The organism is Janthinobacterium sp. GL_088 (assembly GCF_057837845.1).
The window spans coordinates 4892778-4906010 of sequence record NZ_CM174453.1 but is presented as its reverse complement, the minus strand read 5'-3'; the positions used below and the strand labels follow the sequence as shown (position 1 = coordinate 4906010).

Genomic DNA, 13233 nt, shown 5'->3' with positions numbered 1-13233 from the left:
AGGCACGGATAGCCGTCTATTTGCCCAGTATCGACGCCACATTGTCGGTACCGGGCGCGCCGAACAGCTGCTGCTTGAGGACGTGCAGCTGGTCGCGCACCTGCGCCGCTTTTTCGAACTCGAGGTTCTTGGCGTGGTCGACCATCAGTTTTTCCAGGCGCTTGATTTCCTTGCTGACCTGCTTCTCGCTCATGGCTTCGAACTTCGCCGCTTCCTGCGCCACTTGCAGGGTTTCGCGCGCTTCCTGCGGACTGTAGACGCCGTCGATCATTTCGCGGATCGATTTTTTCACGCCGATCGGCACGATGTTGTTGGCTGTGTTGAAGGCGATCTGCTTGTTGCGGCGGCGTTCCGTCTCGTCGATGGCGCGGCGCATGGAGTCCGTGATGCGGTCGCCGTACAGGATCGCCGTGCCGTTCAGGTTACGCGCGGCGCGGCCGATGGTCTGGATCAGGCTGCGTTCGGAACGCAAAAAGCCTTCCTTGTCCGCGTCGAGGATGGCGACTAAGGAGACTTCCGGCAAGTCCAGGCCCTCGCGCAGCAGGTTGATCCCCACCAGCACGTCGAAGGTGCCCAGGCGCAGATCGCGCAGGATTTCCACGCGCTCCACCGTCTCGATATCGCTGTGCAGATAGCGCACCTTGATGCCATGGTCGCCCAGGTATTCCGTCAATTGCTCCGACATGCGCTTGGTGAGCGTGGTCACCAGCACGCGCTCGTCCTTCTTGATGCGCTCGACGATTTCCGACATCAGGTCATCCACCTGGCTGCTGGCGGGGCGCACGATGATCTGCGGGTCGACCAGGCCGGTGGGGCGCACGACCTGCTCGACCACCTGGTCCGAATGCGTCTTTTCGTATTCGGCCGGCGTGGCCGAGACGAACACGGTCTGGCGCATCTTCTGCTCGAATTCCTCGAATTTCAAGGGCCGGTTGTCGAGTGCCGACGGCAGGCGGAAACCATAGTCGACCAGATTCGTCTTGCGCGAGCGGTCGCCGTTGTACATGGCGCTCAGCTGGCCCGTCAGCACGTGCGATTCGTCGAGGAACATCAAGGCGTCGGGCGGTAAATAATCGACCAGGGTCGGCGGCGGTTCGCCCGGCAGCGCGCCGCTCAAATGGCGCGAGTAGTTCTCGATGCCCTTCGTAAAACCGATTTCCGCCATCATTTCCAGGTCGAAGCGCGTGCGCTGTTCCAGCCGCTGCTCCTCGATCAGCTTATTCTCCTTGCGGAAGAATTCGAGGCGTTCGCGCAGCTCGTCCTTGATGGTTTCCACGGCGCGCAGCACGGTGGAGCGGGGCGTCACGTAATGCGAGCCCGGATACACGGTGAAGCGGGGGATTTTCTGGCGCACTCTGCCCGTCAGCGGGTCGAACAGCTGGATCGATTCGATCTCGTCGTCGAACATTTCCAGGCGCACGGCCAGTTCCGCATGCTCGGCGGGGAAGATGTCGATGGTATCGCCGCGCACGCGGAAGGTGCCGCGGCCGAAATCGACTTCGTTGCGCGTGTACTGCATCTGGATCAGGCGCGCGATGACGTCGCGCTGGGCGACCCTGTCTTTGACGCGCAACGTCAGGATCATCTGGTGGTATTCGTTCGGGTTACCGATACCGTAGATGGCCGAGACGGTGGCGACGATGATGACGTCGCGCCGTTCCATCAGCGACTTGGTGCATGACAGGCGCATTTGCTCGATATGCTCGTTGATCGATGAGTCCTTTTCGATGAACAGGTCGCGCTGCGGCACGTAGGCTTCGGGCTGGTAGTAATCGTAGTAGCTGACGAAGTATTCGACGGCGTTCTGCGGGAAAAAGTCGCGGAACTCGCTGTACAGCTGCGCCGCCAGGGTCTTGTTCGGCGCGAAGACGATGGCGGGCCGGCCCATGCGCGCGATGACGTTGGCCATGGTGTAGGTCTTGCCGGAACCGGTCACGCCCAGCAGGGTCTGGAAGGCCAGTCCGTCGGCGATCCCCTCTGATAACTGGTCGATTGCCGTGGGCTGATCGCCGGCCGGAGGGAAGGGCTGGTGCAGCTTGAAGGGGGAGTCCGGGAAAGAGATAATTGCGCTTTCCGCCTCGCTGGCGGTAGATAATTCGGGCATGTGAATCAGACCTTTGTTAGAATAGTGCTCTGCTGGCGGCCCTGGCGTTGTATTTTGGGGCGCTGTCTACAACTCCGCTGTGAACCTGCTTCCAATCGAATCCAATCTTATCATGACGAACCCAACTGTTTCTGCCAGTCTGTTTAGCGCCATCGAGATGGCCCCACGCGACCCGATCCTGGGCATCACCGAAGCATTTAACGCGGACCAGAATCCCGCCAAAATCAATCTGGGCGTTGGCGTCTATTATGACGACAACGGCAAGGTGCCTCTGTTAGCTTGCGTACGCAAGGCGGAAGCCATCCTGATCGAACAGGCGGCGCCACGCACCTACCTGCCGATCGAAGGCCTCGCCGCCTACGACAAGGCTGTGCAAGAACTCGTATTTGGCGCCGACAGCGCCGTAATTCAAGAGCGCCGCGCCGTGACCGTGCAAGCCATCGGCGGCACGGGCGCACTGAAGATCGGTGCCGACTTCCTGCAGCGCTTCGCGCCGGGTGCCCAGGTCTACATCAGCGACCCGAGCTGGGAAAACCACCGCGCGCTGTTTGAAAACGCCGGTTTTGTCGTGAATAACTACGCCTACTACGATGCCGCCACCCATGGCGTGAACTTCGACGGCATGCTGGCCAGCCTGAACGCCATGCCAGCCGGTTCCATCGTCGTGCTGCACGCCTGCTGCCACAACCCGACCGGCGCCGACCTGAGCGTGGCCCAATGGGATCAGATCATCAGCGTCGTGACTTCGCGCGGCCTGGTGCCGTTCCTGGACATGGCGTATCAAGGCTTCGCCAACGGCATCGCCGAAGACGGCGCCGTGGTGCGCCGCTTCGCCGACGCGGGCGGCCCGCTGCTGGTATCGAACTCGTTCTCGAAATCGTTCTCGCTGTACGGCGAGCGCGTGGGCGCCCTGAGCGTTGTCGCTGCCGACGCTGACGAAGCGGCCCGTTTGCTGTCGCAGCTGAAACGTGTCGTGCGCACCAACTACTCGAACCCGCCAGTACACGGCGGCAAGGTGGTCGCCACCGTCCTGGCCACGCCGGAACTGCGCCAGCTGTGGGAAGAGGAACTGGCGGGCATGCGCGTGCGCATCCGCGAAATGCGCAATGCCTTCGTGGAAAAACTGAAAGCCAAGGCGCCAGCCCACGATTTCGAATTCGTGCGCCAGCAAATCGGCATGTTCTCGTACTCGGGTCTCACCAAGGAGCAGGTGGCGTCCTTGCGCGAGCAGTCGATCTACGCCGTGGACACGGGTCGTATCTGCGTGGCAGCGTTGAATTCGCGCAATATCGACATCGTCATTGACGCGATCGCCAAAGTACTTTAATATCTTGCTTCTTCGGCGCTGCATGCAAGTGCGGCGCTGATGGCGGTAGAAAGTCGGCGATGGCCGTGTTTGTGAAGATGCAGTATCAGTCTTGCAAATATGGAACAAGCGACATATAATATTGCCTCTTTTCCCTGATAGCTCAGTTGGTAGAGCGACGGACTGTTAATCCGCAGGTCCCTGGTTCGAGTCCAGGTCGGGGAGCCAGAATTCGGAAGGCCACGTTGAAAAACGTGGCCTTTTTTGTTTTTGCGGCGCCGGCGCGTAGTTTGGGGCAGGGTAAGATTTTCCCTATGGAAATCTGGACAGCGCCAAGTTTGGCCTATATAATACGGCCTCTTTTCCCTGATAGCTCAGTTGGTAGAGCGACGGACTGTTAATCCGCAGGTCCCTGGTTCGAGTCCAGGTCGGGGAGCCAGAACACGCAGTAGCAGAAAGCCCAGCCTTTACCGGTTGGGCTTTTTGCATTTCAGGGTCCGTTTATTTACGCATAGTAGGTCACGGTGAGACCGCCCGACATCATTCGACGCGGGCACCTTCGTGATCAGATATTAATACAAGAAATTGCTAGACGACTGGATATCTCACGCAATACTGTCCTGCGCTATCTGTGATCGGAAATCACTGGATCCTCTTGTGCGGGGCGGGATTGGTCAGCGGCTTGGAAAAATACTTGTTACAGCTATCCGATTGACAAGGCTGAGAAGGCTAAGAGCGCCTAACAAAACCTCACCCATAGAAACAAACGGCCCCGAAGCTGGTCAAACTCACCTGACATCGTTTTTGGGAGCCGATCACATGGCCAAAGCACTTCTTCCTGATGACCTGTGGGCGCTGATCCAGCCTTTACTGCCAGTACATCAGCCTTCCCCAAAGGGAGGACGCCCTCGCATTGACGACCGCGCCGCCTTGACCGGTATCCTGTTCGTCCTCAAGACAGGCTTGCCCTGGGAATATCTTCCTCGTGAATTGGACTGTGGCAGCGGCATGAGTTGCTGGCGGCGCCTGCATGCATGGCAACAGGCTGGTCTGTGGCAACGCATCCACGAAGCCATGCTGCACCACTTGCGGGAATACGATCAGATTCAATGGGAACGCGCCAGTGTCGACTCGGCCAGCGTGCCATCCCCCCCCCCCCCCCCCCTCGGCGGACAGCATACCGGCCCCAATCCCACCGACCGCGGCAAGCTCGGATGCAAGCACCATCTGCTCGTCGACCAACGCGGACTGCCTCTGGTGGCGAGCATATCGGGGGCTCAGGTACATGATTCCCGGATGCTGATCCCGCTGCTCGAAACTGTCCCATCCGTATCCGGGCTGGCGGGCCGGCCACGCAAACGTCCGGCCAAACTGCACGCCGACATGGCATATGCTTCGCGTGCCCATCGGGCCTGGTTGCGCAGCCGTGGCATCGCTCCACGCATAGCCCGCCATGGCATCGAGTCGCGCGAACGCCTGGGTAAATGGCACTGGGTGGTCGAACGTACACTCGGTTGGCTCCACCGTTTCCGCCGGTTGCGTATCCGCTACGAGCGCCGAGCCGATATCCACCAAGCATTCCTCTCGCTTGCCTGCATACTCATCTGCTGGCGATATATTCAGAGGTTTTGTTAGGCGACCTAAGCCACGTAAATAGCGACGCATTTTGAAGTGGGGCCATGAGAACCTGAAAGAGTTGGGTTGTACAGAGTCATGCGACCGCGTGGTAGCGTTTGCTAGGCAATGAAAGTAGGATCAAACGGATAGGGTTAATTCTGCTAGAAAATCAGCATCGGTGTGACTTGTGCGCAACTTATGGTATTGTTGCGTTACTCTTAGGCAAGGTTCTTGTTAAATGAATTTGTTGCCCTGTGTTACTTAAGCGTCTGGATAATGTGACCATGAATTTTCGCCAAAACACCTCCGAACCATCCGAAATTGTCATTGGTCTCATCGGCCCTATTGGTTGCAATCGCCCCATGATTGCCAAAACGATAGAAAATCTGGCAAAACATTATAGCTACCGAACAGAAGTTGTCTCAATGAGTTCGTTAATAAACGAGCATGTAACAGTCCCGGATCATTGTGGTGATAATTACAAAAGAGTAATTGATCTAATGAATGCAGGAAATGAACTCCGCGGACGCAGTAAGGATAGCTCATTATTGGCAAAGCTTGCGGCCGCAAAGATTGCCGAAAAGAGAGATGGACAGGCCGATAGAAGAGTTATTTACATAATTGATTCGATCAAACGCCCGGAGGAGGTTGAGGAGCTTCGAAATATATATGGGGTAGGTTTTTATTTATTTGCCGCGCATTCGTCAGCTAAGTCGAGACAACTCTATCTTGAAAAGCAATGTTCTGTTCATGAAAGAGAAAAACGAGACGATCTAATAAAGCGGGATAGGGGTGAAGACAATATTGACTACGGGCAAAGCACCAGCGCAGCCTTTCATTTGGCAGACTTTTTCTTCACTGAGAACGGGGATGAGCATAAGGTGTGGAACTCTTTAGAACGTTTCTTCGATATAATTTTTGGAGATCCGTTTAGAACACCAACTTTTCACGAGTATGCAATGTTTATGGCACATGCTGCAGGAATGAAAAGTGCCGATATGTCAAGGCAAGTTGGGGCCGTTATCACTCGGAATAAAGATATTGTTTCTACCGGCGCAAATGAGTGTCCAAGCCCGGAGGGAGGAACCTATTGGCCGACATTTGATGAAAAGACGAATGTAATCGGCGATGTTTCAAATGGCCGGGATTATATGAATGGAATAGATCGCAATGCGAAAGAGAAACAAACGATTATTAATTCTTTGAAGAAGGGCCTAAGGGGAGCGGCCCTTGCTCATCTTGAACGAAATATCGAATCTTCCGGCCTAATGGATATAAGTGAATATGGTCGCGTTGTGCATGCTGAAATGGATGCAATTCTAGGATGTGCTCGCCGCGGTATTGGCTGCGACGGGGCAGTAATATTCTGTACAACATTTCCTTGTCATAATTGTGCGAAGCACATCATAGCCAGTGGAATTCGCGATGTAGTTTTTATTGAGCCCTATCCTAAGAGCAAAGCCTATGAGATGCATCCGGATGCTATAAGGAGTCCTGAAGATCAAAAAGATAATAAAGTTTTGTTTCAGCCATTTGTTGGTGTCGGACCAAGGCAGTTCATAAATCTATTTTCTTTAAGTTTAGGTTCTGGACAGAAAATAAAGCGAAAACAAAAGGATGGTTTCGAGAAGGCTGCGTGGCTCAGGAAGAATGCTGTTCCAAGAGTTAAGGCGTTTAGTATTTCATATCTCGAAAAAGAAGAATCGGTAAAGAATGAGGCGGATGAGCTTCTCAAAACGGTTGCGGTGATATAGTTGGCATGACTGTAACCTATATTGAAAAATTACAGAATAATTCAATTTTAAGTTATTGGATTTTATTGTAAACGTGGGACCAGAACACGTAGTCGCTAAAAAGCCCAGCCTTCATTGGTTGGGCTTTTAGCATTTCCGGCCCCTGTTTGTTGGCGCGTGGCGCGCCCAGGTCGCCGACTTTTGATTCAGCGCACAGATCGTCAGGCCTCCGGAGCTAATCTTGAGAAATTCAGGCGCCGGCAGGTTGGTCATCGTCTGCACTGCAACTGTATGGGGAGGCTGACATGGATGAGGCTAGAAGTGTTGGGAGGGCAACGATCGTGCTCGTGCACGGCGGTTTTGTCGATGGATCTGGCTGTGAGGGTGTCTACCGGGCATTGTGTGAGGAACGCTGCCACGTTGATATTGTGCAAAATACAACGCTATCGCTGGAGGACTACGTGGTCACGACTCAGCGGGTTATGGCCGCGTCACCGGACCCCGTGGTTTTGATCGGTCATTCGTATGGCGGCGTCGTGGTCACTCAAGCGGGGAGCGATTCCAAGGTCAAGGCATTGGTTTACCTTGCGGCCTTGGTGCCGAATCACGGCGAGGCAGTCGATTCCTTGCTGAAGAATGCCCCGCCTGCTGTGCCGGTGCCGCCAATCTTGCCGCCGCACGATGGCTTTCTGTTGCTCGATCAGAAAAGTTTGCGGCCGCCTTCGCCGCGGATGTGCCCAGGGGCAAGGCCGACTCCATGGCGGCATCGCAAGTGTCCTGGCGAGTGGCCGCCTTGACCGGCGTGGTCGCCACGCCGGCTTGGAGGCACAAGCCAAGCTGATACCTGGTCGCAACCGGGGGGCAAGATGATTGCACCGGAGATGCAGCGTGAGATGGCTGAATGCACGGTCTCGAAGGTGGTCGAAGTGGCCGGCAGCCATGCCATTTACATTTCGCAAGCCCATTCGGTGGCGTCGCTGATCCGGAAAGCCGCCGCGAGCATTGCCGGTGTCTAGGCCAGGTTACTGGACCTTGCATCAGGATTTTGTAGTCGCATCCAATGTCTTGATGATGGCTTCTTGAAATTTCACCGGTTCATCCTGGTGTATCTGATGTCCCGACTGTTCAAATACAAACAACCCTTTCCTGGGCGCCTGCAGCTGCTCAAAATAGTCTTGCGTGATGCGGGTGGAGGTCTGGATGTCGTTCTTGCCGACGAAGAAATACACGGGGCAGTCAACGCTTTGCAAGGTCTTGGGCAGATCAATGTTCATGACTTCGTTCCAGACTGGCGACCAGGTTTTCGACCATTGAAGAAAACCCGTCTTGAAGCCCTCGCTCGTCGCAAATTCCTTGCCATCCTTGTAAAAAAGCCATTTCCTTAGATAAAACATGCTTTCGTCACTGGTAAACGGGAAAGTGACGCTTCCCAGTTCCTGGCTGGCGACGGCATTGTCCTTGAAATGCACTTTCAAGGTCTTCAGCAATTCCTTTTCGCTGGCCAGCTGGCTGATGACGGGATTGACGGCGAAATACGCATGCAGCAGTTCCGGATGCTGTTTGACGATATGAAAGCCGAGCACATTGCCCCAGGAGCTGCCCAGCAAGTATATTTTTTCCTGCTTGAGCTCTTTTTGCAGAAACGTGATGACCTGGTAGGTGTCCTGTTCCATCTGCGCGACGGAAGGCTGGCTAGGCGACGGATTGAGTTTCAGGGTTTTTCCCGCATCGCGCTGATCCCATTGGACCAGCGTAAATCTGTTTTTCAGGATGGTGGTAAAGGCATCCGCATTCTTCATCATCGAACTTCCCGGCCCGCCCGATAAGAAGAGCAGAACTGGTTTTTTTGAGTCATCTGTTTTTATTTCCACAAATTGCTTGATGCCGCCGATGTCCGGTGTCAGCAGCGTGTCGATGGCAAGCGCTTGCGCTTTGCATGCGGAAAATGGCATCAAGGTGATGAATAGCACTACCAGTAGCTTTGTCATGGTCTGATATGGATGGTTGCCTGCGGGTAGGGGGTGTCCATGGAGGATATTATCCGAATAATATGTTGCATATAGAAAATATGTGCGGCATGGCGGGCCGCTGCCTGTGTGCTTTTTCGTTTTGCGCTATCCTGAGTGCAACCCCATAGGAGAGCTGCCACCATGACCTGTTCTATTCCCCTACGCCATATCGTCCTGTGTGATTTTCTCGAGGACATCACACCGGCCAAGCATGCTGAGCTGGTCCATGAGTTTTCCCAGCTTAAACACCGCATTCCCGGCGTGCTGCAATTCGAATGGGGGCCGAACGTCAGCCCGGAAGGCCTCGATGACGGCTTTACCGATTGCTTTACCTTGACCTTCGATGGCGCCAGCGCGCGCGACGTGTACCTGGCCCATCCGGCCCACCTGGACTTTGTCGATCTGCTCAAGCCATGGCTGGGGCGGGTGCTGGTATTTGACTATCAGCCCAGGGAAAGTCCGGGCTGAGCGGCGTCGCGCATAATTTTTTTGGCGTAAATCTGGACAACTGAAAATTTGCCCTATAGAATGCGGCCTCTTTTCCCTGATAGCTCAGTTGGTAGAGCGACGGACTGTTAATCCGCAGGTCCCTGGTTCGAGTCCAGGTCGGGGAGCCAGAACATCAGCAGTATCGAAAAGCCCAGCCTTCATGGTTGGGCTTTTTGCGTTGCTGCCATGGCGTGCGTGACATTTCACGCAGATTTGCCGAAAAGCATCTGCCATACTTGCAGAGTCTGTTTACTGCCTGTGGATGAAAACAACCTTTCCTATGAAGAATCTCTGCGCCCTAGTGCTGATGCTGGCCGCCGGCACAGCCTATGCGCCCCTTGCCGGCGGCCAGGGACGCCAGGCGCCAGCCGAAGCGAAGGTCAAACAGCAGATCATCGCCGAGTCGATTGCCGCCTATCCGGGCCGTTGCCCCTGTCCCTACAATGCGGCCAAAAATGGCAGCGCCTGTGGGGCGCGCAGCGCATGGAGCCGCAAGGGCGGTTACGCCCCCATTTGCTATGAACGCGAAATCAGCAACGAGATGGTGCGCAAGTGGCGCGAGGACAATGCCGCTGCGCTGTGACTATTACCCTGTGCGCAATGTTTCCAGCGCCAGATAACTCGGTTGCACTTGCGCGGCGATGGCGGCCAGGCCGCTTGCCGCGGCCAATGGCGGATCGCCGTGGTAAGCGGTGCCGTACTTCGCATGCACGCCGCCGCGCGCGCGCATCGCTTGCAGCTGTGCCGGCGTGGCGGTGATGCCGAAGCGGGCCAATACATCGCTGAAGAGGATGTCGGGCAATTGCTTGTAGTGAATTAACTGCAGCTGGCCAGCGGCCGCATGGGGCAGGGCGGCGTCGAACAGGCTGGCCAGCACGAGGCCCGTATAGCCATCGAGTTCGCCGGGTTCCAGCAGGTGCGCGGGCAGCGGCAGCTGTGCCGGATGCAGCATGCCGGGCACCATTTGCGGTCCGCGCTGGCGCTGGTGCGAGGCCAGCACGGCCAGCGGTTCGCGGTAGACGAACAGGCAGGGCGTGCCGGGAAACGCTTGCCGCAGCAAGTCCAGGTTGTGGATGTGCCAGCAGTCGAACTTGATGAGGAAATGCGTCTCGTCGCCCGAGCGGCGCCGGCCCAGGGCCAGGATGGCCTGGCGCAGCAGGGCGATGCTGTCGCTGCCCGCCATGCCATCGTGATGCAGCCGCAGCAGCGAATCGATCACGGGCGGCTCGGACATGACGATGCATTGCGGCAGGGATGCCAGCAACTGGCTCAGCAGGGTTGAGCCGCAGCGCGAGACGTGGAAGATGAAGGCGTCGGGCGCCAGGCCATCGCCCAGCGTGGCCACCATGGCCAGCGCCGCCAGCGGCGTGCGGCAGACGCGGCGCTCCTCGTGCGGCTGGCGCGCCAGGGTGTTGACAAAAAAGGCGTCGTTGAAAGGTGTTTTTCCCAGGTGGCGCCAGCACATGGTGGCGTCCGCCAATGTTTCGCCGCGCTCCACGTACAGCGGATACCAGCCGCGCAGATCCATGCCCTCGTGCCACGTCACCGTCTCGCCCCTGGCCAGCAGACGTTCTTGCTGGGCAAGGCCCGGAGCGGCGCTCACGGGGCGGCCCCGTCTGCCAAGGCAGACAGTTGGCTCGCCAAGGCCAGGCTGGCAGGCGAGGGCGACAGTCGCAGCTGGGCGATGACGGCCCGCACATTGCCATCATTGATGCAGGGATCGCCATATTTTGGGGCCGCTTTCGGCACGAAGCCGGCCGAGGCGAACAGCGCTTCGATCCAGGCATTGGTGACGCAGTCGAGCACGAGGTGGATGCGCGGCGCCGTGCCCTGGTTGTGCACCGCGTGCAGGCAGCTGGCGTCCATGTACCAGGCGTGGCCGGCCGTAAAGTGCACGCTCTCGCCATCGATGGTAAACAGCACCTGTGGCGAAGTGTGGATGGGGATGTGGATGCGGATCAAGCCATCTGCCAGCGACGTGCCGGCGTCGCGGTGCGCGCGGATGACGGCGCCCGGCGCCAGGGCCATCAGGCGCGCGGCGCGGATATCGCAGGCGAAGCTGGCGAGCACTTCGCGCAGGCCGGGACAGCGCGCCAGCTGCGGCGTGGCGGCGTAGGCGGCGCCATCGACGGGCATGATGTCGCCGGCTGCTCCGCCGGGCGAGCGCAGCGGCACGCAGCTCCAGCCGTTTTCATAGGCGCCCGTGTTGAAATGGCTGATCCACTCGCTGGTGGAGAACTGGTCGCTGTCGCCTTGCATGCCCGCCACGTCGAAGCGCAGCGGCAGTTGCAGCCAGGTGCTGGGGGTATTTTGCGCCGGCACTAGGGTGCGCTCCATTCCAGTTGCTCCTGGACGTCGTTTTCCCCGCGCAGGCGAAAGCCCAGCCGCTGGTACAGCGCGCGCGCGGCGGTGTTGCTTTTGTTGACGGCTAGGTGGAGGTGTAATTGCTCCGCACTGGCTTGCGCCTGCAGGCCGCGCAGCACGGCGCTGCCGGCGCCCTGGCCTTGCGCGGCGGGCAGGATGGCGATGTCGACCAGGTGCAGCACCTGATCCTGGCGCTCCAGAACCAGGCGGCCGATGGGGATAGTGCCGTGCTGCAGCACCAGGTACACGGCGTGCGGATACGCCTGTCGGTAGCCGTGGCTTTGCATGCGGCGCTGCATGGAGATCAGCTGTTCGATGACGGCGGGCTCGGCCGGCATCTGGCGCAAGTCGTCGCGCGTGGAGCTGTACAGCGCGGCGGCAAAGCCATCGTCGTCGTCGCGCTGGACGCGCAACTGGTAGGGGGCGGAAAGCGGCAAGTTGTGCATCGGTGCTCCGGCAGGTTGTGGCAAATGCGCAGGCGTGTATTTATTTGCTATGCTGCCAATTTTTCCGCGTACTTGCAATCATTTCAAGGAAGCCGCCATGCATTCTGTCTTTATCCCGCATTTTCCGTGGAGCCGCGCGTGACTTCGGCGCGAGCGGAACTGGCCGCCATCGCGGCCGCGCTGTGCGATTCGCGGCGTTCCCTGGCCAGCCTGGTCGGCGAAACGGTGCAATTGCGCCAGCTCGTCGAGCGCCATTCGCGCCTGTCCATGGACCGGCAGGACGGCTTGCGCGATGGCGAGAGTTTTCTTCCCAGCGGCTGGGCCATCTCGCCCGTGCAGGCGGGACTGTGCGCGCGCGAGCCGTACCGCAGCGCCGCCTTCATCCAGGGCCTGGCGCTGGCCGTGCGCGAGCGCCTGGACGTGAGCGGCGGGCGGCCCGTGCGCGTGCTGTATGCGGGTTGCGGCCCGTTCGCCCTGCTGGCCTTGCCGGTGATGGCCTTGCTCGATGCGAAGCAGGTGCAGTTTGCCATCCTCGACGTGCACGCGGAGACGCTGGCGTATGCGCGCGAGCTGATTGCAAGCCTGGGCCTGGACGGCCACGTCGCCGAGTACCTTTGCGCCGACGCGGCCGCCTATCAAATGCCTGCCGGCGCCACACCGGATGTGATCGTCAGCGAAACCATGAATACGGCGTTGGGCAAGGAGCCGCAGGTAGCCATCCTGCGCAATCTGCACGCGCAAGCGCCTGCGGCGGCGCTGTTGCCGGCGGCCGTCACGGTGCACCTGGGCCTGGACCGGCGCGCGCCGGGCGAACCGTGCACCGACTGGGGCCGCGTGTTTGCGCTCGATGCGGACGCCTTGCGCACCTGGCAGGGTGAGTCGGGCGACAGCTTGCCGGCCGCCAGCATCCGCCTGCCCGACGTGCTGGAACAGGCGCCGCGCTTGCTGACGCGCATCCGCGTGCATGGCGACATCGTTCTGGGCGACCATGAGTGTAGCCTGAACCTTCCACTGCCCTTGCCGGGCAAGCCAAGTCTGCCTGGTGGCAGCGTGCTCGACTTCCATTACCGCCTGGGCTGCCAGCCGGGACTGGCGTTTTGCCTGCGCGAAACGCCTGCATCCCTGCAGGCATTGCACCAGCCAGTGCCTCAGTAGTAGTACTACA

13 protein-coding genes, 3 tRNA genes and 1 pseudogene are annotated in these 13233 nt (G+C 58.4%); 12 read left to right on the top strand and 5 right to left on the bottom strand.

The annotated features are described in order from the left end of the window. Window positions 1–16: 16 nt before the first annotated feature. Window positions 17–2104 (bottom strand): excinuclease ABC subunit UvrB, encoded by a 2088-nt coding sequence (gene uvrB / locus AC3IQ7_RS21890; RefSeq protein ID WP_489207314.1) that lies wholly within the window; start codon window positions 2102–2104, stop codon window positions 17–19. A gap of 112 nt (window positions 2105–2216) precedes the next feature. Between uvrB and AC3IQ7_RS21885 the strand changes: the two genes are divergently transcribed. The 8 genes and pseudogenes from AC3IQ7_RS21885 (at window position 2217) to AC3IQ7_RS21850 (ending at window position 7776) form a co-directional block, all read left to right on the top strand. Then, window positions 2217–3431, top strand: a complete 1215-nt coding sequence (locus AC3IQ7_RS21885; RefSeq protein WP_489207313.1) for an amino acid aminotransferase — start codon at window positions 2217–2219, stop codon at window positions 3429–3431. 131 nt (window positions 3432–3562) lie between these two features. Continuing rightward, window positions 3563–3638, top strand: a tRNA-Asn gene (locus AC3IQ7_RS21880). 135 nt (window positions 3639–3773) lie between these two features. Further along, a tRNA-Asn gene (locus AC3IQ7_RS21875) sits at window positions 3774–3849 on the top strand. 85 nt (window positions 3850–3934) lie between these two features. Continuing rightward, window positions 3935–4042 (top strand): annotated as a pseudogene (locus tag AC3IQ7_RS21870) (helix-turn-helix domain-containing protein); the annotation flags it as partial. Between the two features lie 187 nt (window positions 4043–4229). After that, window positions 4230–5045, top strand: coding sequence for an IS5 family transposase (locus AC3IQ7_RS21865; RefSeq protein ID WP_489207312.1), 816 nt, complete (start codon window positions 4230–4232; stop codon window positions 5043–5045). Window positions 5046–5311: 266 nt separating this feature from the next. Then, a complete protein-coding gene (locus AC3IQ7_RS21860) occupies window positions 5312–6781 on the top strand; it encodes an anti-phage dCTP deaminase (protein ID WP_489207311.1) in 1470 nt (489 codons plus the stop codon). A 284-nt stretch (window positions 6782–7065) separates the two neighbouring features. Beyond that, window positions 7066–7557: an alpha/beta fold hydrolase gene (locus AC3IQ7_RS21855; RefSeq protein WP_425253885.1), complete on the top strand. Its 492-nt coding sequence runs from the start codon at window positions 7066–7068 to the stop codon at window positions 7555–7557. 96 nt (window positions 7558–7653) lie between these two features. Beyond that, entirely contained in the window at window positions 7654–7776 is a 123-nt protein-coding gene (locus AC3IQ7_RS21850) for a hypothetical protein (protein ID WP_425253886.1), read from the top strand. A gap of 21 nt (window positions 7777–7797) precedes the next feature. Here AC3IQ7_RS21850 and AC3IQ7_RS21845 read toward each other — a convergent pair whose 3' ends face one another. Beyond that, window positions 7798–8712 carry an alpha/beta fold hydrolase gene (locus AC3IQ7_RS21845; protein ID WP_489210498.1) on the bottom strand — a complete coding sequence of 305 codons (915 nt, stop codon included), beginning with the start codon at window positions 8710–8712 and terminating at the stop codon, window positions 7798–7800. A 198-nt stretch (window positions 8713–8910) separates the two neighbouring features. On the opposite strand from AC3IQ7_RS21845, the gene AC3IQ7_RS21840 reads away from it, so the two are divergent. From AC3IQ7_RS21840 to AC3IQ7_RS21830, 3 genes are all read left to right on the top strand, one after another. After that, window positions 8911–9237, top strand: a complete 327-nt coding sequence (locus AC3IQ7_RS21840) for a Dabb family protein (protein WP_489207310.1) — start codon at window positions 8911–8913, stop codon at window positions 9235–9237. A gap of 73 nt (window positions 9238–9310) precedes the next feature. Continuing rightward, window positions 9311–9386 (top strand) — tRNA-Asn (locus tag AC3IQ7_RS21835). Between the two features lie 152 nt (window positions 9387–9538). After that, window positions 9539–9841, top strand: coding sequence for a hypothetical protein (locus AC3IQ7_RS21830; protein WP_425253889.1), 303 nt, complete (start codon window positions 9539–9541; stop codon window positions 9839–9841). Between the two features lie 3 nt (window positions 9842–9844). On the opposite strand, the gene AC3IQ7_RS21825 is transcribed toward AC3IQ7_RS21830, so the two are convergent. Genes AC3IQ7_RS21825 through AC3IQ7_RS21815 form a run of 3 tightly spaced genes read right to left on the bottom strand, consistent with a single transcriptional unit; the run spans window position 9845 to window position 12068 of the window. Continuing rightward, window positions 9845–10861, bottom strand: a complete 1017-nt coding sequence (locus AC3IQ7_RS21825; protein WP_489207309.1) for a hypothetical protein — start codon at window positions 10859–10861, stop codon at window positions 9845–9847. Continuing rightward, window positions 10858–11595, bottom strand: a complete 738-nt coding sequence (locus tag AC3IQ7_RS21820) for an aspartyl/asparaginyl beta-hydroxylase domain-containing protein (protein WP_489207308.1) — start codon at window positions 11593–11595, stop codon at window positions 10858–10860. The genes AC3IQ7_RS21825 and AC3IQ7_RS21820 overlap by 4 nt, the downstream gene beginning before the upstream one ends. Next, a complete protein-coding gene (locus AC3IQ7_RS21815) occupies window positions 11580–12068 on the bottom strand; it encodes a GNAT family N-acetyltransferase (protein WP_489207307.1) in 489 nt (162 codons plus the stop codon). Before AC3IQ7_RS21815 ends, AC3IQ7_RS21820 begins: the two co-directional genes overlap by 16 nt. Before the next feature lie 138 nt (window positions 12069–12206). On the opposite strand from AC3IQ7_RS21815, the gene AC3IQ7_RS21810 reads away from it, so the two are divergent. Next, complete coding sequence (locus tag AC3IQ7_RS21810; protein ID WP_489207306.1) at window positions 12207–13223, top strand: SAM-dependent methyltransferase; 1017 nt, start codon at window positions 12207–12209, stop codon at window positions 13221–13223. Window positions 13224–13233: the final 10 nt, after the last annotated feature.

Coding starts and splice junctions, on each gene's coding strand:
- AC3IQ7_RS21855 (WP_425253885.1), top strand. CDS start 7,066: ATGGATGAGGCTAGAAGTGTTGGGAGGGCAACGATCGTGCTCGTGCAC.
- AC3IQ7_RS21850 (WP_425253886.1), top strand. CDS start 7,654: ATGGCTGAATGCACGGTCTCGAAGGTGGTCGAAGTGGCCGGCAGCCAT.
- AC3IQ7_RS21830 (WP_425253889.1), top strand. CDS start 9,539: ATGAAGAATCTCTGCGCCCTAGTGCTGATGCTGGCCGCCGGCACAGCC.
- AC3IQ7_RS21885 (WP_489207313.1), top strand. CDS start 2,217: ATGACGAACCCAACTGTTTCTGCCAGTCTGTTTAGCGCCATCGAGATG.
- AC3IQ7_RS21865 (WP_489207312.1), top strand. CDS start 4,230: ATGGCCAAAGCACTTCTTCCTGATGACCTGTGGGCGCTGATCCAGCCT.
- AC3IQ7_RS21845 (WP_489210498.1), bottom strand. CDS start 8,712: ATGCCATTTTCCGCATGCAAAGCGCAAGCGCTTGCCATCGACACGCTG.
- AC3IQ7_RS21820 (WP_489207308.1), bottom strand. CDS start 11,595: ATGGAGCGCACCCTAGTGCCGGCGCAAAATACCCCCAGCACCTGGCTG.
- AC3IQ7_RS21860 (WP_489207311.1), top strand. CDS start 5,312: ATGAATTTTCGCCAAAACACCTCCGAACCATCCGAAATTGTCATTGGT.
- AC3IQ7_RS21840 (WP_489207310.1), top strand. CDS start 8,911: ATGACCTGTTCTATTCCCCTACGCCATATCGTCCTGTGTGATTTTCTC.
- uvrB (WP_489207314.1), bottom strand. CDS start 2,104: ATGCCCGAATTATCTACCGCCAGCGAGGCGGAAAGCGCAATTATCTCT.
- AC3IQ7_RS21815 (WP_489207307.1), bottom strand. CDS start 12,068: ATGCACAACTTGCCGCTTTCCGCCCCCTACCAGTTGCGCGTCCAGCGC.